This is a genomic window from Pedococcus sp. NPDC057267 (assembly GCF_042668795.1).
Classification (GTDB): Bacteria; Actinomycetota; Actinomycetes; order Actinomycetales; family Dermatophilaceae; genus Pedococcus.
This window is the reverse complement of sequence record NZ_JBHUYG010000011.1, coordinates 25,089-43,280: the sequence shown is the minus strand read 5'-3', so window position 1 is coordinate 43,280 and position 18,192 is coordinate 25,089. Positions and strand designations below refer to the sequence as shown.

Genomic DNA, 18,192 nt, shown 5'->3' with positions numbered 1-18,192 from the left:
CCGCCCACTATGGCACCGAGGCCTTCCGCCGGCGAGGGATCCGCTGCTTTCATGGACGCGTGGCACCGGACGGTGTCGAGAGCCGGGAACCGCCCGCCTGCACCGTGGTCGGCGGCGGTGGTGCCGCGGGCCTGGCCGCCGCGTGGGAGCGCCTGCGCCTCGACGTCGTGGCCCCGGCGGTGGTCCTCGCCCGCGTCAGCCCGCCCACCCCGGCGGGCGCGGAGGTCGTCCACGCCGTGGTCGACCTGCTGCACCGGCACGGGTGCGACGAGGTGTCCGTCGGCGTGCGGCTGACCGTCGGCGACCACGACCGGGGTCACCGGTCCGCGACGCTGCTCGCGGTCGACGCCGGCCTCACGGGACGCACCGGGGAGGGCCGCCCGTATGCCGTGGTCGACCTCGGCGACGACCTCGTCACCGCACCCGTCCCCGAGACGGCCGTGCTCTCCGGCCACCCGTGCAGTGCGGCGTGGGCGCATGCCGGCACGCGGGTGGTCGTCGGGCGGGCCGTCACCGACCTCGTCGACGGGTATGCCGGGTCGCTGGAGACCCTGCTAGGCGCGGCTCTCGAGGTGGCTGGGGCCGAGCCGGCGGACGTCGTGGTCGACCTGCTGGCCCACCTGCCGCCCACGCTCGTCGTCGTCGACGCGCTGGCGCCGTGCGTCGGCGTGGACGGGGCGCGGCTGCCGGTGCCCGTCGACACCGGGGTCCTCGTGGTCGCGACGGACGCGGTGCTGGCGGACACCTGCGCCGCCGGACTGCTCGGCCAGGACCGCGGCGCCTCGCGCCTCGTGGCCCGTGCCGTGGAGCGGCTGGGCCCGTCGCGCGGTCGGCTGGAGGGGCGGGTCCCCACGCCTGCGCAGCCCCGGGGGCCGCACCCGCGCCTGAGGGCGGCTGCCGCCGCGCTCGCTGCCGAGCCCAGGCTCGAGCGGGTGCTGAGGGCGGCCGTCGGCCGCGACGACGAGGGTGGCGAGCAGGCGGACCCGGTGCTGGCGACCCTGCGGGGACTGCTGACCCCCGTGGTCGCGGCCGCGGACGACCCCGCCGGCCAGCTCGCCCTGGAGTCGCTCCTCACCCTCACCCACGGCGTCGCGGGCTCGGCCCGGGCCTGGGCGGTCGCCGCGGACAAGGACGCGGTCGACCGGCGCGAGGTGCCGCTCGGGTTCGACCCCACGGACTGGCCGGGCGAGGCGTACGACGGGCTGCCGGCGTTCCTCGCACCGTTCGAGGGGCTCCTGGACGGCACGCGCCCCAACGCCGACGGGATGCGCTGGCGGCTGGTCGACGGCGCGACCGTCTTCGAGGTGTCCCGCGAGGTGCCGGCGGGCTTCGACGCCTGGGTCGCGCGGGTCGACGTGGCGGCCGGGATCAGCCTGATGGCCGACTACCTGGGCGGACGGCGCGTCACCGTGCCGGGCAGCGCCGACCCCGAGGCGACGCGGCAGGCCGAGCGCAACCTGTACCTCCCCCAGCCGAACTGGGTCGCCGCGTGGGGCGGCCGGGCCATCGACGTCGGCAAGATCGAGCTCGTCGAGCGGCGCGAGGACGAGCACCGCCTGACCTGGCGGACCGTGGTCAGCCCCAACGGTTCCGCCACCTACGACGACGGCCTGCTCAGCTTCCGGCGGACCGGCCGTGGGACGCGCGTCACCGTGCGCGGTCGCCAGCTCTTCTCCCTGCCCCCGGCATGGGCCGGGGTCGACCTCGACCTGTGGCCCGAGGTGCGCACGCCCCTGCTCGAGGAGGCGTACCGGCGGTTCTTCACCACGACCTTCGACAACCTCGAGGCCTGCTTCGAGGGACGCGAGTTCCGCATCGGCCGGCCGCCACCGGACCCGCGCGAGCCGTTGCTCACCCGGTCGGTGGAGCTGCTCCTCGCAGCCGCGAAGGACTGGGTGGCAGACCGCACCACAGTCCACGACGGCGGCCCGGACGGTGGCCCGGCGCAGGGGCCGGTCGTCGACGACCGCGGCTTCACCCACGTGCGGGGCCCGCGATGAGGGTGGCCGTCACCGGTGCCACCGGCCTCGTCGGGACGCAGGTCGTGGCCGCCGCGATGGCCCGTGGCCACGAGGTCGTCGCCGTGACGCGGGACCCCGGACCACCCGTGCCGGTGACCGGCGGAGGCACGGTCCCGCGTCGCGTCGCCGCCCTCACGGACCGGGAGGGCCTGCGCGGCGCCTTCATCGGCTGCGACGCGGTGGTGCACTGCGCGGCCGTGTACGCGTTCGGCTCGGCGCGGGCGGCCGAGGTGGGGCGGGTCAACGTCGACGGCACCACCTCGGTGGTCCGTGCCGCGGCCGACGCCGGGCTGGACCGCGTCGTGGTGACGAGCTCGAGCGTGACCCGCGGCTCGAGCCTGCTCCCCGTCGCCCGCACGGAGGACGACCGTCTCGGTGACGAGCCGGCCCCCGCCTACTACGCGAGCAAGGTGGCACAGGAGGAGGCGGCCCTCGCGGCCGGGCGCGAGCACGGCATACCGGTCGTCCTGGCGCTGCCCACCGTCGTCCTCGGCGGCCCGTTCACCCGCCTCGCGCCGAGCAACGCCATCGTCCTGCGATACCTCCTCGACCCGACCCGGAGCACCTTCCCCGGCGGCTGCAACGTGGTCGACGCCCGCGACGTCGGCGCCGGCCACGTCGTCCTGCTCGAACGGGGCGGCCCGGGCGAGCGCTACCTGCTCGGCGGCGAGGACGTCACCTGGCGCACGCTGCACACCCTCGTCTCCGAGCTGGCCGGGCTGCCGGGCCCCTTCGCCGAGCTGCCTGCCGCGAGCGCATGGGGCATCGCCGCGGTCACCGAGTGGTGGGCGAGCCTCACCGAGCAGCAGCCGCTGTCGACCCGCGACGAGGCGAGCACCGTGGGCCGCCACTACTGGTACTCCAGCGCCAAGGCGCGAGAGCTCGGGTATGCCGCGCGGCCGGCCCGCGAGGCCGTCGCCGCCTCGCTGGCGTGGCTGGCGGTGAGCCGCGACCTGCCGCGCTGGGCGCGCGAGGGCCTGCGGCTGCACGCGGACGTGCGGGCCGCGCGGGAGCTCGTGCCCGCTCCCCTCGGCGACCCCGCGGCCGACGCGGCCGTGGACGCAGGTGCCGGGACGGGTGCGCACGCGGACGGTCCCGGCGGGTCGTTCCCTGGGACTGGGGCGGTCAGGCCACGACCTCGACGGTCACCTCCAGCGTGGCCTCGTCGCCCCCGCTGACCTCGACCGTCCCCTCGTACCGGTCGCCCACGGCGGCGTCGGCGGCGTCGAGGTCGACCTCGAGGCGCACCGGGTGGTCCCCGCCGGCGGGCACGGTGACGTGCTCGGGGTCGACCCGCAGCCGGGCCGCCACGAGGGCGCCCCCGGGGTCGCGCAGGTCGCTCGGGGTCAGCTCCACCCGGCGGGCGCGGGTGTGGCGGTTGACGACCGTCACGGTGGCCTGGGCTGTCTGGCCGAGCACGCCGCGCAGGACGACGGCCGAGCGACGGGCGCCGTCGGGTGCCCTCCCGGCCGGGGGCGGCCCGCCCGAGGAGGGTCCACTCCCCGCCCGGGTGTGGTCCGTGCCCCGCGAGCCGGCCGCCGAGGCCTCGCTGACGACGCGGGCCGCGCTGCGCGTGCCGAGGGCCAGGAGCTCGCTGGCGTAGTCGAGCCCGAGGGCCCCGACCTCACGCCAGTAGCGCGCCCCCTCCCGGCTGACCGCGTCGAGGTAGGCGCGGCCCGCGCTCGACCGGTCGACGTCGCCGCTCAACGTCGCGCGGCCGAGCTCGAGCGACTGCTTGGCGAGGTTCGCCTGGGCCTGCAGCGCCTGCCGGGCCAGCTCGGTGATCCGCGCGAGGGTCTCGTCGGTTCCGGTCGTGCGCTCGCTCACCGGTGCTCCTCGCAGCAGCACCCGCACCCGCACCCGACGTCGACCGGGTCGCACTCGGCCGGCAGCACCACGAGCGCCACCCGCTGGGGTCGGGCGCACCCCTCGAACCGCACGTCGGCATACGCGGTGGAGCAGGAGCCCACGTCGGCGCCGCGCAGGACGGACACCTGACGGACCGCCTCCTCCCCCACGTCGCCGGCGGCACGTACTCGCTCGTCCTGGGCGGGATCGGCCTGTCCCGGCTTCCCCGGGTGCTCGGTCGTGGTGTCTCCGGCGGCCTTGGAACCGGTGGCGGTGACGAGCAGCCGCACGACGCGGTCCTCGCACGGGGCCAGCGTGAGGCTGGTGTCCTCGAGGCGCGCCCGGACCTCGAGCGCGTCACCCCCGCAGGCGTGCCACGGCCCGACCTCGAGGGTGACCTCGCGCTCCCGGCGCCACGGGTTGTGCAGGCGGAACGGCACGACCCGGACCTCGCCGGCCCGCGCCCGGACGACGACGTCCGCCTCCGGGACGCAGCAGTCGCACGGACCGGCACAGCAGCCGTGGGCGTGCTCGCGCCCTCCGCAGGCGCACCCACGGCCGTGGCCGCCGCACCCGCAGCCCTCGTGCCGGTGGGCCTCCGCGTGGCCGCGACACTCCGCGCACCCGCAGCCCTCGTGCCGGTACGCCTCCACGTGTCCATGGGGCTCCGCGTGCCCCTGGGGCTCCCCGCAGCCACAGCCCTCGTGGCGGTGCCCGGCGCGCTGCTCCCAGCCGTGGTGGTCGTGGTGGTGCCCGTGGCCCGGGTGGACGCCGTGCCCGTGGTCGTGGTGTCCGTGGTCGTGGCGGGCGGCTGCGCCCGCGGCCGTCACGACCCGGGGCGGGGAGCCGGGCTGCAGGCGCGGCACGCCGAGGGCGTCGGCGCCCGCGTCGGCGACCGGCTGCCACGCTCGCGTCCACTGCTCCCACGCCGAGGTGGACTGGTCCGCCCACTGCTGCACGGCCTCGGCGAGGCCGGTGCGCAGCGTCGTGAGGTACTCCGGTGCCGTGGTGCTCATGACAGCTCCTCCGTTGCGGTGCGGGGCAGGACGACGACCTCGAGGTCGGCGGTCCCGACGGGGATGCGGGCGACGTGTCGCCGGGTGGGATCGAGGTCGTCGGGCACGGTGAGCTCGGCGGCCACGCTGACGACGGCACCGGGCTCGACGGTGGTCGGGTCGAGCACGGTGAGGGAGACGTCGGGTCCCGGCTCGGGGCCGCCGTCGTCGGTCCGCGCCCGGGTCAGGGCGGCCAGGGGGATGTCGACGTTGCCGTGGTTGACCAGGGTGAGCGGCAGGCGCTGGCTGCCCGGCACGGCGAGCACGCGGGACGGGCTCAGGTGGAGGTCGAGCTCGGGCTCGACCAGGACCCGCACCGGCCGGCGGGTGCCCCCGACCTCCAGCTCGGCCTCCAGCTCCCCAGGGGGTGTCGTCCGGGAGAGGCTGACCGACACGGGCACCGAGGCGGTCGCGCCCGGGGAGATCAGGGCCGTGGCCAGGCCCGGTACCGGCTGCTGGCCGGACCGGTGCAGCACCGCTCCGCGCACCGACACCCGCTCGGAGACGGCGTTCTCGACCGAGACCGTCGCGTGCAGCCGGCCCGGTGGCCCCGTGAGGACGACCTGGTCGGCCACCGAGGCCGTCCGCGCGCGGTCAGCGGCTCCGGGCTCGGCGGGGCGACCCGCCGCGCGGGAGGAACGGGTCGTGGAGGGAGCCTTGCGGCGACTGGTCGGCATGGGGACCTCACAGGTCGATCACGACGGGGCCGTGGTGCTCGGGTCGGATGTGTGCGGTGGCCCGCCCCCGCACCGTGAGCGAGAACAGCTCCAGGCCGAGGACCGACCAGCCCCACGTCTGCTCGTACGGCGTGCACACCTCCGTGGCGGGCGGCGGCCCCAGCTCCAGGCGGACGCACGTGTCCACGGCCACCGGCTTGAGGTCCACCGACGAGGTGGTGTCGACGCTGGACCGGCTCTCGAGGTTCGAGGTCGTGTTCACCGTCGACGTGGTCGTCACCGGCTCGAGGGTGATCGTCGCGTCGGAGTGCACGGTGTTGGTGCCGTTGTTGGTGTTGGTCGTCCCCCCGGCCAGCGTGAGCTTCATGTCGTCGAGCCCCGTGAGTGTGGAGGTCACGTCGGCGGTCACGTCCGAGCTGAGGGTGCTGCCCCCGTAGACGGTGGTGTCGATGCTGTAGTCGGCCATCAGGGCTCTCCTGCCGTGGGCGTGGGTGGGCTGACGAGGTAGGAGTGGTGGAAGCCGAGGCGCGGGTCGCCGAACGCGCCCACCCTCGGGTCGAGGTCCTGCAGCTCCGGCATGACGACGCGGTCGCGCAGCTCCAGCGACGGGTAGTCGTAGACGGTGATGTGGTTCTGCCCGCGGTTGGCCGTGAAGAGCAGCGTCTGGTCGGCCGAGAGCTGGCAGGCGTAGATGCCGTCGACGAACGCCCCGCGACTCACCCGCAGCGACTCGGCATACAGGTGGCTGTTGCCGAAGACGTTGCCGCGCATGAAGGACTCGGCGATCGTGCTCGCGCTCTGGCGCGTCAGCGCCAGGCTCTCCAGCGCGCCCGGGTGCTCGTCGATCAGGCGGTGGTGGCTCAGGGTGAGCAGGTCGACGAGGACGACGGTGTGGCTGCCGCCGGTGCAGAAGATCAGCTCGGAGTCGGAGATCGTGACGTCCGAGTTGACGTGTGCGGGCAGGTCGCGGTCACCGGTCCAGTGACGGACGACGCGACCGTCCTCGGCGTCGATCTCGAACGCGTACTGGCGCAGCCACGCCATGCCCCAGTGCTCGTAGTCGGTGCGGTCGGCGGGGTGCACGCGGAACGAGATGGCGTAGAACACGTCGAGCACCGGGTGGCAGACGACGTGCCAGCAGGTGGTCGGCAGCGGCACCCGCCGGACCTCGCCGGTGACGGTGTCGAGGATCCCGACCTCCTTGGCCTCGCCGCGGGTCGGGTGGTCCATCCCGCCGTAGACGACGTAGCGACCGGAGGCCGTGCGCTTCATGGCGTGCGGGATCTTGAGCTGGTGCGGCGCGACCTGCTCGGCCTTGGTGAGCCGGTTGACGTCGAACTTCCAGAGGTGCTCGCCGATCGAGGTGACGAACTGCGTGTCGTCCAGCCAGACCAGGTGGGTGCTGCCCTTGATCGTCGTGTCTGGCACCTCGAAGCGCAGGGTGGAGACCCGGTCCGCCTCTTCGAGCGTGGCGAGGTCGTAGAAGAGCAGGTGCTGGCCGGTGTTGCCCAGGAACCCGATCCGGCGACCGGGGTCGACGTTGGGCGCGTGACCACCGGAGGCGCCGTCGAAGTAGGTGACCTTGTACGCGTGGTCGCCGGTCTCGGGGTCGTAGTGGAACAGGCACACGCCGGCCCGGCCCTCGAGCCCGTTCAGCCCGTTGCCGTCGAGGGCGACGTGGAACGCATATGGGTAGGTGCGCATGTGCCCCCGGCCCGCTTGCCCCGGTCGTGCGGTCGGCGGCCCTGGCGGAACCACCGCACTTCACGGTACCCGGGACCGAACCCGCGTGACAGGGGTCAAGGAGCCCCGGGCGGAGGCGACTGGCGGCAGGCGGGCAGGCTTTGTCCCCTATCCACCCAAGTGCCCGGCTCCGTTGCCGCTCAGCGGAACAGGGCCCAGCGGAACAGGGTCCCGTGGCACGGGGCTCAGCGGAACAACTCGGGAAACTGCTCGTCGCGGAACTCCTCCGACAGCGACGTCCCGCCGTCGAACGCCCGCTGCTCCCGGTCACGCAGCTCGACCCGGCGGATCTTGCCCGAGATCGTCTTGGGCAGCTCGTAGAACTCGATGCGGCGCACGCGCAGGTACGGCGCGAGGTTGGCGCGGGCGTGGGCCAGGATCGACTTCGCCGTCTCCGCGTCGGGCGCGTGCCCGGCCGCCAGCGCGATGTATGCCTTGGGCACGGCCAGGCGCGTGGGGTCCGGCGCCGGGACGACCGCGGCCTCGGCCACGGCGGGGTGCTCGATGAGGACCGACTCGAGCTCGAACGGCGACACCTTGTAGTCGCTCGCCTTGAACACGTCGTCGGTGCGCCCGATGTACGTGATGTAGCCGTCCTCGTCCCGCTGGGCGACGTCGCCGGTGTGGTAGAAACCGCCCGCCATCGCCTCGGCCTGCCGCTCCTCGTCGCCGAGGTAGCCGATCATCAGGTTGACCGGGTGCTGCGACAGGTCGAGGACGATCTCGCCCTCGTCCGCGCGCTCGCCCGTCAGCGGGTCCACGAGCTCCACCGGGACGCCGGGCATGGGCCGTCCCATCGACCCCGGCTTCACCCGGTCGCCGGCGATGTTGCCGACCTGCAGCGTGGTCTCGGTCTGGCCGTACCCGTCGCGGATCGTGATGCCCCACGCCTTCTCGACCTGGGTGATCACCTCGGGGTTGAGCGGCTCCCCCGCGGCCAGCAGCTCCCGCAGCGAACCCTTGCCGTCGGAGCCGCCGAGGTCGGCCTGGATCAGCATGCGCCACACCGTCGGTGGGGCGCAGAACGTCGTCACGCCGGCCCTGCGGATCTGCTCGAGCAGCGCCGCGGCGTCGAAACGGGCGTAGTTGTAGACGAAGATGGTCGCCTCGGCGATCCACGGCGCGAAGAAGCACGACCACGCGTGCTTGGCCCAGCCGGGCGAGCTGATCGCCAGGTGCACGTCGCCGGGCCGGACGCCGATCCAGTACATCGTCGACAGGTGCCCGACGGGGTAGGAGACCTGCGTGTGCTCGACGAGCTTGGGCTTGCTCGTCGTCCCGGACGTGAAGTAGAGCAGCAGCGGGTCCGACGGCGCGGTGGTCGTCTCGAACGGATGTCCTTGCACGGCATACGCATCGGCGTAGGAGTGCCACCCCTGCGACTCGCCCACGACCACGCGCAGGTAGCTCCCAGGCACCTCCGCGAACTTGGGCGCGTCCGCGGCGTTGGCCACCACGACCTTCGCACCGCCGCGGTCGACCCGGTCGCGCAGGTCGTGGGGCCCGAGGGCGGCAGTGGTCGGCATGACGACGGCCCCGAGCTTGAAGACCGCGAGCATGGTCTCCCACAGCTCGACCTGGTTGCCGAGCATGAGCAGCACCCGGTCGCCCTGTGCCACACCGAGATCCGACAGCCAGACCGCCACCTGGTCGGACCGCGAGGCGAGCTCGTCGAAGGTGAGCCGCTGCTCGCTGCCGTCCTCCTCGACGATCCACAGGGCGGTGGTGTCGTTGCCGCGCGCAATGGCGTCGAACCAGTCGACCGCCCAGTTGAACCGCTCACCCACGTCGGGCCAGCGGAACTCGCGCATGGCGTCGTCGTGCCGGCCGAACAGGGAGACGAGCTGGTCGCGCGCTGCGCGGTATGCCGTGGTGGCGGTGCTGGGTGCCATGGCCCGACCCTGCTACGCCCGTGCGGGCTCCGCAAGGGTGCGGCCACCCGGGGTTCGGCCGCGGCGACGGCACGGGCAGTGGCTGGGAGTCGGGCAGCGGCTACGGCACGGGCAGTGGCTAGGAGTCGGCCATGCGGGTCAGCAGCTCGGCGGCCCGGGCGAGCACCCTCCTGTCGGACTCGGGGAGGTCGTCGAGGCACGCCTTGAGCCAGGCGTTGCGACGCGCCCGCGCCTCGCGGGACACCCTGGCGCCGTCCGGGGTCGCGGCGATGCGGACGCGCCGGCCGTCGTCGGGGTCCGGGACCCGCTCGGCGAGACCCGCCCCGGTGAGGCGGTTGACCGCCTGGCTCATCGAGGGCGGCGTCACCCGGTGGTACTGGCTCAGGGCGGTGAGCGTGTGGGGGCCGTACTTCTCGATGCGGGCGAGCACCGAGAGGGCGACCTCGCCGAGGTCACCCTCGACGCGCTCGGAGCGGAACCGGCTGTAGACCCGGCTCACGGCGTGCTTGACCGCGAAGACGAGCTCGTCCTCGCCCTCTGCCGGGCCGGCCGGGGGGGCGGGCCGGTCACCGGAGCCGTTGGCGGCGTTGCTGCCGGTGCTGCTCGCGGGCTTGGCACGGGTGTCCATGGGCGATTAGTATACCTAAGGTAATGGTTAGTACATCTAAGGAACTTAAGCCGAGCCGGTTCGACCGGCGGCTCGTGGCACCCATGGTGCTCGGCTCGGTGCTGAACCCGGTCAACAGCTCGATCATCGCCGTGTCACTCGTGCCGATCGGGCACGACCTCGGCGCGGCGCCGTCCCAGACCGTCTGGCTCATCTCCGCGCTCTACCTCGCGACCGCCGTCGGCCAACCCGTCGTGGGCCGGCTGGTCGACCTCGTCGGACCCCGGGCCGTCTACCTCACCGGCACGGCGCTGGTGGGGCTGGCCGGGGTGCTCGGCCTGGTGGCGCCCGACCTCGGCTGGCTCGTGGTGGCCCGCGTCGTCCTCGGCATCGGCACCTGCGCGGGGTACCCGAGCTCGATGGACCTCATCCGGCGCGAGGCCGACCGCACGGGCGAGTCCTCGCCCGCCGGCATCCTCACCGTCCTCGCCGTGGCGAACCAGACCGTCGCCGTGATCGGGCCCCCGCTGGGCGGCCTGCTCATCGGCGTCTGGGGCTGGCGCTCGACGTTCGCCGTCAACATCCCGCTGTCGGTCGCGTGCCTCGTCCTGGGCTGGCTACGGCTCCCCCACGACCCCGGCGGGCGCGACGACGCCGCCCGACAGGGTCAGGCGTGTGCCGGTGGGTCCGCTGGCAGTGCCGGTCGCGCCCGCTCGCTGGCCGCCACGCTCGACCTGCCGGGCATCATCCTGTTCGCCGGGGCGCTCGTCACCCTGCTGCTCTGGCTCATGCGGCTGCAGACGGCGACGCCGTGGCTGCTCGTGGCGGCCGTGCTGCTGGGTGCCGGCTTCGTCGTCGTCGAGCTGCGCAGTGGCGCCCCGTTCGTCGACCTCCGGGTCCTGCGCGGCAACCTGCCCCTGGCCCTGACCTACGTGCGGATGATGCTGTCGGCCACCGTGAGCTACGTGGTCCTCTACGGCTTCACCCAGTGGCTCGAGGACGGTCGCGGGCTGCGACCGTCGGTCGCGGGCCTCGTGCTGCTGCCCATGTTCGCCACCGCCATCGTCGTGTCGACCACGACCGGGCGACACCCCGAGATCCGCGGCAAGCTCCTCGTCGGTGGGGCGGTCCAGGTCGTGGCGACGCTCCTCATGCTCGGCCTGGGGGCGCACAGCAGCGTCGTGGTGCTCGTCGGGGTGGTGCTCCTGCTGGGCGTGCCGCAGGGCCTGCTCAGCCTCGCCAACCAGAACGCGGTCTACCACCAGGCCCAGGCCGACCGGATCGCGTCGTCCGCGGGCCTGCTGCGCACCTTCATGTACCTCGGCGCGATCGTGGCCTCGTCCGCGAGCGGCCTGTTCCTCGGATCCTCCGCGGACACCGCCGGACTGCACGAGATCGCCCTCTTCGCCTCCGGCGTCGCACTGGCGATGCTGGTGGTGACCCTCGTGGACCGCTCGCTCGCCCGGACCGGGACGAGCGCGGCGAGCCGACGGCAGACCGCCGACCCGGCTCCCGCCGGGGACACCACGTCCTGAGCCGCGATGACGTCACGATCCCCGGATCCGTCGCCCGGACGCGGAGTCTGCGAGAGCCGGGTGCCGGTCACGTCACCCAGGTCTGTCGTCACACGAGCTAGGCCTGGCCGATGTCCCGCAACAGCCCGGCGAACCAGTCGACCGAGGGGTCGAAGGCCTTGCCGCCCTTGATCCGCTCGAACTCGATCGCCCGCAGCTCGTCGCCCCGCTCCTCGTCCTGGCCCACCACACCGGCCTCGCCGCGCAGGGCCGCGTCCACGGCATACGTCGTGCAGCGGCGGATGAGCTCCAGGTCGGCGGCGTTGGGCGCGGCCGACCGGGCGAAGTAGCCGCTCTTCTGCACCAGGACCTTGTCGGCGCCGAGCTGCGCGGCGAACTGCTTGGCGAACCACGCGCCGGGGTTGATCTTGTCGAGCTGCACGTGCCCGAACGGGTCGCGCGGCACGTCCTCGCCGGCCTGCTCCATCGACGCGACGATCTCGGCGACCCCGGCACCCTCGGAGACGAACAGGTTGACGCCGTCGGCCCGGTCCATGAGCCCCCGCAGCCGGTCGGCCTCCTCGGCGATGTCGAACGGCCGCTCGGGCACGTACACACCGTGCACGTCCCAGCGCTCGGGCGAGTTCTCGAGCCAGCCGGCGAAGTCGGCCCCCTGCACCCAGCGGTGGTGCTCGAGCGCCGTGGCCGCCGTGAGCCAGCCGCAGTTGCGCCCCATGACCTCGTGCACGACGAGCATCCGGGGGTTCGAGGAGTGCTCGGCGACGATGTTGCGCGCGTAGATCGCGCCCTGCTCGGCCGCGGTCCACGCGCCGAGCGACTGCCGGATCGGGACGACGTCGTTGTCGATGGTCTTCGGCAGGCCCACCACGGTGAGGGTGTGCCCGTGCTCGCGCAGGTATGCCGCGAGGTCGGCCGCGGTGCCGTTGGTGTCGTCGCCGCCGATGGTGTGCAGGACGTCGACGCCGTCGGCCGTGAGCTGCTCGGCCGCGACCTGCAGCGGGTCCTGCCCCTCCTGCACCAGCCCGCGGCGGACGCAGTCCTCGACGTTGGTGAGCTTGACCCGGCTGTTGCCGATGGGGCTGCCGCCGAACGCGTGCAGCCGGTGCGCGACCTTGCGCACGTCGTCCGTGACCTCGACGGAGTCACCGGTCAGCAGGCCGGCATATCCGTTGCGGTAGGCCAGGATCCGCACGTCGGGCGCGACCTCGGTGTACCGCTCGATGAGGCCGCCCACGGCGGACGAGAGGCAGGGGGCGAGGCCACCCGCGGTGAGCATGGCGACAGTGCGCACGTCGGTCATGCCCTCACTCTGCCAACTCCCCGTCCCGGCGGCCAGAGCCGTCCGGGGTGCGTCGTGACCTCGGGTGCGTCGCGGCCGGGCGCGCCTCGCGACCTCGGGGCCCGGCGGTCAGCTGATCGAGATGACGGCGCCGGGGCGCTCCCAGCGGAACACCGCGAGCAAGGACGCCGTGGGCAGGGAGATGCAGCCGGCGGTGCCGCGGCCCTTGTCCACGTGGAAGAAGATCGCGGACCCCTTGCCGGGCACTCGGGCCTCGTTGTAGCCGACGACCTGCGCGTAGTCGTACGCCGGGACCTGGAGCAGCGGCTCGGCGGAGGACCAGCGGCCGCTCGCCGGCGCGCGCTGGTGGGTGTTGTAGAGGCTGGAGGCCGGGTCGTCGACCCAGACGTCGTTCGCGTCCACCCGGAACCAGCCCTGCGCGAGGCCGGGGTTGCCGTCGACGCCGAAGCCGCCGCGCAGCGGGAACGTGCCCGCGGGTGTCATGAGGTCGCCCTCGCGCTTGGACCAGGTGACGCCGTTGAGCCCGACGTGGCCGTAGTAGGGGCCGAGCTCGAGCTGGTAGGTGCCCGAGACTCGGCGGCAGGCGCGAACCGTGGCGGAGGAGCCGGACCCCTTGACCAGCACCACCTGGGTGGCGGTCACCCCGGTCGGCACGCTGCAGCGCGGGCTGGACGCGGTCGTCGTGGCCGCCCTGTGGGATGCGGTGGCCGTCGGCGTCGGGAGCTTGGTGGGGGTGGTGCGGGTCGGTGTGGGGGCCGGCGGCCGGGTCGTGGTGGTCGTCGTCGCCGTCGTGGTGGAGGCCGGGGTCGTGGTCGTCGTCGTGGACGTGCTGGAGCCCGTGCTCGTGGAGGAGGTAGAAGGAGCTGCGCCACCACAGCCGGTGAGCACCACCAGGGCCGCAGCCGCGACGGCGAGCGCGGGCCGGGACGGCCGGGGACGGGCGCTCACCGGTCGAAGTGCTGGTAGTCGGGCTGGGACCACAGGCCACCCCAGCGCAGGCCCTGGCTGGTGAACGCGCGCACGGCGTCGCTGCCGCTGGAGGAGAAGACCCCTGGCGCGGGGCCCCGGCGGTGCAGCCAGTAGGTGCCCGGGTAGACCGTACCGTCGCTGTCGACGTAGGGGTTCTCGAAGTCGTTGACGTCGATCGCCGTGCCGTAGGCGTGCTTGCTGTACACCTTCGACGCCTCCTGTCCGCCGACGTAGCGACAGTTGAAGGCGGAGGTGTTGTCGGCCCGCATGGCTGCGTAGTCGTCGGCGCCCGGCCCCTTGGGGTTCCTGCCCCAGCTCGAGTCCATGGGCCGCATCTGCCGGATCCGGAACCGCAGGTCGTACAACCGGGTGAACCCGGCCGCCGCGGCGTCCGCGATGCTGGCGTTGACCACCACGGCGCCGCGCGACCGCGCCCCGTCGAAGCCCCAGAAGTTGACCTGCACGTAGCGCAGCTGCGAGCGCCCGACCGGGCACCCCTGCGTCCACGAGTACCCCACCATCCGGGCCCACACCGGGTCCGGGACCGGTCCGATGGTCGCGTTCGCCCCGGCGCCGACCGCCGGCTCGTTGCGCGGGAACCGGACCGTCGGCTCGGCGCCGGCCAGGGGCACGGGTGGGAGCGCGCCGGCAGAGGCCGAGGCGGCCCGGGTGGTCGGGGTCGCGCTGGACGGCGTCGCCGTGCGCGGCGTCGAGGCCGCCGACGTCGTGGTGGTCGGCGGCGGCGTGGTCGGGGAGTCGCTCGTCGAGGACGAGGACGGCGCGGACACGGACGGCGCCGGCGCCGCGGCAGCGGTGCGGTCGGGTGACCCGCCACACCCGGCCACGAGGGCCACGGCGAGGCAGGCGGGGGCTACGGCATACCGGCGTCGGGACTGCATCGGGACACCACTGTGCCCCGCGCACCCCGGCTGGGCCAAGTCGGGTCCGGCCGCGGCGGACTCAGCCGTCGGAGCACGGCCGCGCGACCGTGGGCGTCACGGCCTTGGGCCGGGGCGGGAGCGGCGGGACCTCAGCGGCGGGGACGAGGGCGGTGTACGCGTTGCCGATCACGAGGTCGACGGAGGCGTCCGCGCGGGTGTCCTTGACGAGCTCGGCACCGGGGACGTGCTCGGCCAGCAGGGCGGCGTTGAGGTCGCCGAGCTCTCCGTAGCGGATGACGGCCGTGCCGAGCTGCATCGTCCGCAGCGGGTCGTTGGAGACGTCCTTGACCTTGAAGCCGCGGCCCTTGAGCTCGGTCGCGACCACCTTGGCCAGGCCGGTCTTGTACGTCGTGTTGTAGACGTTGACCGACACCTCGGACGGGATCGGCTTGAGCCGCGGGGGCAGTGGTTCCAGGCCCTTGAAGCCGAGTCCGACGACGACGTCGACCGACGTGCCGGGGCGGACGTCCTCGAAGAGCTTGGCGCCGGGGATCTGCTGGGCGGCGAGCAGCGCCTGGTCCAGCCCGGCGGGGCCGTAGTGCACGACGGCCGGCGGGGTGACGTACCAGGAGTCGGGGGCGTTGCTGATGCCGCCGACCTTGAACTGGCGCTTGCCGTACCCCGCCGCCACCTCGGCGGCCACGCCCGAGCGCCCGGTCGCGTTCATCACGTTGACGGTGAAGGACCCTCGAGCCGGGGCCGGGACGACCTGGGGCGTGCAGGCGGGCTTGGGCTTCGGGGGCGTCATGAGGCCGGCGGAGTACGCGGCGGTGATGCTCGCAGTGCCCAGGAGCACGCCGGGCACGGTCACGAAGAGCAGGATCTGGCGCAGCCGGTGCTTGCGCCAGACCTCGGTGGCCGTGCGGTCGTCGTCTGAGGCGATGCGGTCCTCGTCCGTCATGTCTCCCCCTGGCTCTGCTGCGGTGGGGCTGCCACCGGTCTCTCCGTCTCGAGTCACAATCGTCACACCAGTCACATCCGTACCGTGTCAAGCGACACGCTAGGCCGGGTTTTCGTCACCGACCCGTGACGAAGGGCCCGCCTTCCACGACGTGGACACCGGCGACCACGACGTGCATGCGGGCGCCGCCCGGGTCAAGGCGTCCGTGCGCCGCTGGCGTCCCGGGCCACCACGGCCAGGTCCTGCGCGACCAGCTCGGCGACCTGCACCATGTTGAGCGCCGCGCCCTTGCGCAGGTTGTCGCCACAGATGAAGAAGTCGAGCGTGTGCGGGAAGTCCCGTGCCTGCCGCAGCCTCCCCGCGAACCGCGGGTCCGAGCCCACGGTGTCCGAGGGGGTGGGGAACTCCAGGGCGTCGGGGTCGTCGAGCACCACGACCGCCGGCGCCTCGACCAGCGCCTGGCGTGCCCGGTCGACGTCGACCGGGCGGGCGAACGTCGCGTGCACGGAGACCGAGTGGGTCGTGACGACGGGCACCCGGACGCAGGTGGCCGCGACCCGCAGGCCCGGGAGTCCGAGGACCTTGCGGGTCTCGTTGCGGATCTTGAGCTCCTCGGTGGTCCAGCCGTCCTCCGCCGCACGGCCGATCCACGGCACGACGTTCAGGGCCAACGGCGCCGGGAAGGGCGAGTCGGACCCGAGCTCGTGCTCGATGAGGCGGCGGACGTCACCCGGCTGGTGACCCAGCTCGCGGTGGCCGGCCACGACCTCGAGCTCGTCGTAGAGGCGGGCCATGCCGACCCGGCCCGCTCCGGAGGCGGCCTGGTAGGAGGACACGACCAGCTCGGTGAGCTCCCACTCCGAGTGCAGCGCGCTCAGCGCCCCGACCATGGTCAGGGTCGTCGCCCCGGGGTTGGCGATGATCCCCTTGGGCCGGTGGCGCACCTGGGCCGGGTTGACCTCGGGCACGACGAGCGGGACGTCGGGGTCGCCGCGCAGCGCCGAGCTGTTGTCGATGACCACGGCACCGCGATCGGCCGCGACCGGCGCCCACTGCGCCGCGACCGGCGCGGGCAGGTCGACCAGGGCGATGTCGACGCCGTCGAAGAACTCGGGGGTCAGCTCCTGCACGACGACGTCCCGGCCGATGACGTCGATGACGGCACCGGCGTCCTCGACCGCCGCAGCGGCCCGCACCTCGCCCCAGATGTCCGCCCGCATCGCGAGCACCTGCCGGGTCACCTGCCCGACCGCACCGGTGGCGCCCACGAGGGCGAGCGTCGGCCGGGAGGACCGGGAGGCGAGGGAGGTCACCGGCCGGTGCCTCCGTAGACCACTGCCTCGCCCTCGCTCGAGTCCAGGCCGAACGCGGTGTGGACGGCGCGGACGGCGTCGTCGAGCACCTCGGCGCGGGTCACGACGGAGATGCGGATCTCGGAGGTGGAGATCATCTCGATGTTGACGCCGGTGTCGGCGAGCGCCTTGAAGAAGGTCGCCGAGACACCGGGGTGCGACCGCATGCCGGCGCCGACCAGCGAGAGCTTGCCGATCTGGTCGTCGTACTGGATCGAGGCGAAGCCCACCGACTCCTGGACGCGCTTGAGCGCCTCGACGCCGGTGCGGCCGTCGGTCTTGGGGCAGGTGAACGAGATGTCCGTGAGGCCCGTGTCGGTGGCCGACACGTTCTGCACGATCATGTCGATGTTCATCTGGGCGTCGGCGCAGGTCTGGAAGATCTCGGCGGCCTTGCCCGGGTGGTCGGGCACGCCGACGACGGTGATCTTGGCCTCGCTGCGGTCGTGGGCGACACCGGCGATGATCGGGGCTTCCACGGTGTCTCCTTGGGCTGGGTGGTCGGTGACGATGGTGCCCTCCTTCGCTGAGAAGGAGCTGCGGACGTGGATCGGGATGTCGAAGCGGCGGGCGTACTCGACGCTGCGCAGGTGCAGGACCTTGGAGCCGGACGCCGCGAGCTCGAGCATCTCCTCGGCGGAGATGGTGTCGATCTTGCGCGCGCTGGGCACGATCCGCGGGTCGGCGGTGAAGACGCCGTCGACGTCGGTGTAGATCTCGCAGACGTCGGCGCCGAGGGCGGCGGCGAGCGCCACCGCGGTCGTGTCGGTGCCGCCACGCCCCAGCGTGGTGATCTCCTTGGTGTCCTGGCTGACCCCCTGGAACCCCGCGACGATGACGATGTGGCCCTTGTCGAGGGCGTCGGTCACGCGGCCGGGCGTGACGTCGATGATGCGCGCCTTGCCGTGGGTGGAGTCGGTGATGACGCCGGCCTGGCTGCCGGTGAAGGAGCGCACCGAGTAGCCGAGGTCGTGGATCGCCATGGCCACCAGTGCCATCGAGATCCGCTCGCCGGCGGTGAGCAGCATGTCCATCTCACGCGGCGGCGGCTGCGGGCTGACCTCGTTGGCGAGGTCGAGCAGCTCGTCGGTGCTGTCGCCCATCGCGGAGACGGCGACACAGACGTCGTTGCCGGCCTTCTTCGCCTCGACGATGCGGCGGGCGACCCGCTTGATGCTCGCGGCGTCGGCGAGCGAGGAGCCGCCGTACTTCTGGACGACGATCGGCACGGTGGGACTCCCCAGGGTGGTGCGGTGGCTGCGGCGCGGACAGTCTAACGGTGGCTCGGCAGGCGAGACGCGGGTGCCGTATGCCGGACGGCGACGTCGGGCGCGGACGTCGCCGCCGCTGT

The 18,192-nt window shown here is 73.6% G+C and carries 16 protein-coding genes; 3 read left to right on the top strand and 13 right to left on the bottom strand.

Translation table 11 applies throughout. The annotated features are described in order from the left end of the window. Positions 1–59 precede the first annotated feature (59 nt). Both ACFUC1_RS04500 and ACFUC1_RS04495 read left to right on the top strand, forming a co-directional pair. A complete protein-coding gene (locus ACFUC1_RS04500; protein WP_379117037.1) occupies positions 60–2,000 on the top strand; it encodes a DUF362 domain-containing protein in 1,941 nt (646 codons plus the stop codon). Then, a complete protein-coding gene (locus ACFUC1_RS04495; protein ID WP_379117035.1) occupies positions 1,997–3,199 on the top strand; it encodes an NAD-dependent epimerase/dehydratase family protein in 1,203 nt (400 codons plus the stop codon). The genes ACFUC1_RS04500 and ACFUC1_RS04495 overlap by 4 nt, the downstream gene beginning before the upstream one ends. Here ACFUC1_RS04495 and ACFUC1_RS04490 read toward each other — a convergent pair. From ACFUC1_RS04490 to ACFUC1_RS04460, 7 genes are all read right to left on the bottom strand, one after another. Next, positions 3,147–3,848 (bottom strand): hypothetical protein, encoded by a 702-nt coding sequence (locus ACFUC1_RS04490; RefSeq protein WP_379117033.1) that lies wholly within the window; start codon positions 3,846–3,848, stop codon positions 3,147–3,149. The two genes, ACFUC1_RS04495 and ACFUC1_RS04490, sit on opposite strands and share 53 nt — an antisense overlap. Then, positions 3,845–4,885, bottom strand: coding sequence for a hypothetical protein (locus ACFUC1_RS04485; protein WP_379117031.1), 1,041 nt, complete (start codon positions 4,883–4,885; stop codon positions 3,845–3,847). The genes ACFUC1_RS04490 and ACFUC1_RS04485 overlap by 4 nt, the downstream gene beginning before the upstream one ends. Further along, positions 4,882–5,601 carry a hypothetical protein gene (locus tag ACFUC1_RS04480; RefSeq protein WP_379117029.1) on the bottom strand — a complete coding sequence of 240 codons (720 nt, stop codon included), beginning with the start codon at positions 5,599–5,601 and terminating at the stop codon, positions 4,882–4,884. The genes ACFUC1_RS04485 and ACFUC1_RS04480 overlap by 4 nt, the downstream gene beginning before the upstream one ends. A gap of 7 nt (positions 5,602–5,608) precedes the next feature. After that, positions 5,609–6,067, bottom strand: a complete 459-nt coding sequence (locus tag ACFUC1_RS04475) for a hypothetical protein (protein ID WP_379117027.1) — start codon at positions 6,065–6,067, stop codon at positions 5,609–5,611. Continuing rightward, the gene (locus tag ACFUC1_RS04470; protein WP_379117025.1) at positions 6,067–7,305 is read right to left on the bottom strand and encodes a hypothetical protein; all 1,239 of its coding nucleotides are present in this window, start codon (positions 7,303–7,305) and stop codon (positions 6,067–6,069) included. Before ACFUC1_RS04470 ends, ACFUC1_RS04475 begins: the two co-directional genes overlap by 1 nt. 224 nt (positions 7,306–7,529) lie before the next feature. Then, positions 7,530–9,236 carry an AMP-binding protein gene (locus ACFUC1_RS04465; RefSeq protein ID WP_379117023.1) on the bottom strand — a complete coding sequence of 569 codons (1,707 nt, stop codon included), beginning with the start codon at positions 9,234–9,236 and terminating at the stop codon, positions 7,530–7,532. A 118-nt stretch (positions 9,237–9,354) separates the two neighbouring features. Continuing rightward, complete coding sequence (locus ACFUC1_RS04460) at positions 9,355–9,864, bottom strand: MarR family winged helix-turn-helix transcriptional regulator (RefSeq protein WP_379117021.1); 510 nt, start codon at positions 9,862–9,864, stop codon at positions 9,355–9,357. Between the two features lie 23 nt (positions 9,865–9,887). Here ACFUC1_RS04460 and ACFUC1_RS04455 point away from each other — a divergent pair, with 23 nt between their 5' ends. Then, the gene (locus tag ACFUC1_RS04455) at positions 9,888–11,378 is read left to right on the top strand and encodes an MFS transporter (RefSeq protein ID WP_379117019.1); all 1,491 of its coding nucleotides are present in this window, start codon (positions 9,888–9,890) and stop codon (positions 11,376–11,378) included. A gap of 97 nt (positions 11,379–11,475) precedes the next feature. On the opposite strand, the gene ACFUC1_RS04450 is transcribed toward ACFUC1_RS04455, so the two are convergent. The 6 genes from ACFUC1_RS04450 to ACFUC1_RS04425 all read right to left on the bottom strand — a co-directional run bounded on the left by ACFUC1_RS04450 (position 11,476) and on the right by ACFUC1_RS04425 (position 18,070). Then, positions 11,476–12,678: a pyrophosphate--fructose-6-phosphate 1-phosphotransferase gene (locus ACFUC1_RS04450; protein ID WP_379117017.1), complete on the bottom strand. Its 1,203-nt coding sequence runs from the start codon at positions 12,676–12,678 to the stop codon at positions 11,476–11,478. A 108-nt stretch (positions 12,679–12,786) separates the two neighbouring features. Beyond that, positions 12,787–13,626 (bottom strand): L,D-transpeptidase, encoded by an 840-nt coding sequence (locus tag ACFUC1_RS04445; protein ID WP_379117015.1) that lies wholly within the window; start codon positions 13,624–13,626, stop codon positions 12,787–12,789. Next, on the bottom strand, positions 13,623–14,546 hold the full coding sequence (locus tag ACFUC1_RS04440; RefSeq protein WP_379117013.1) for a M15 family metallopeptidase: 924 nt from the start codon (positions 14,544–14,546) through the stop codon (positions 13,623–13,625). Before ACFUC1_RS04440 ends, ACFUC1_RS04445 begins: the two co-directional genes overlap by 4 nt. Positions 14,547–14,607: 61 nt before the next feature. Next, positions 14,608–15,489 carry a LytR C-terminal domain-containing protein gene (locus ACFUC1_RS04435; protein ID WP_379117011.1) on the bottom strand — a complete coding sequence of 294 codons (882 nt, stop codon included), beginning with the start codon at positions 15,487–15,489 and terminating at the stop codon, positions 14,608–14,610. 194 nt (positions 15,490–15,683) lie between these two features. After that, positions 15,684–16,802: an aspartate-semialdehyde dehydrogenase gene (locus ACFUC1_RS04430; protein ID WP_379117009.1), complete on the bottom strand. Its 1,119-nt coding sequence runs from the start codon at positions 16,800–16,802 to the stop codon at positions 15,684–15,686. Beyond that, positions 16,799–18,070: an aspartate kinase gene (locus ACFUC1_RS04425; RefSeq protein WP_379117007.1), complete on the bottom strand. Its 1,272-nt coding sequence runs from the start codon at positions 18,068–18,070 to the stop codon at positions 16,799–16,801. The genes ACFUC1_RS04430 and ACFUC1_RS04425 overlap by 4 nt, the downstream gene beginning before the upstream one ends. Positions 18,071–18,192 lie beyond the last annotated feature (122 nt).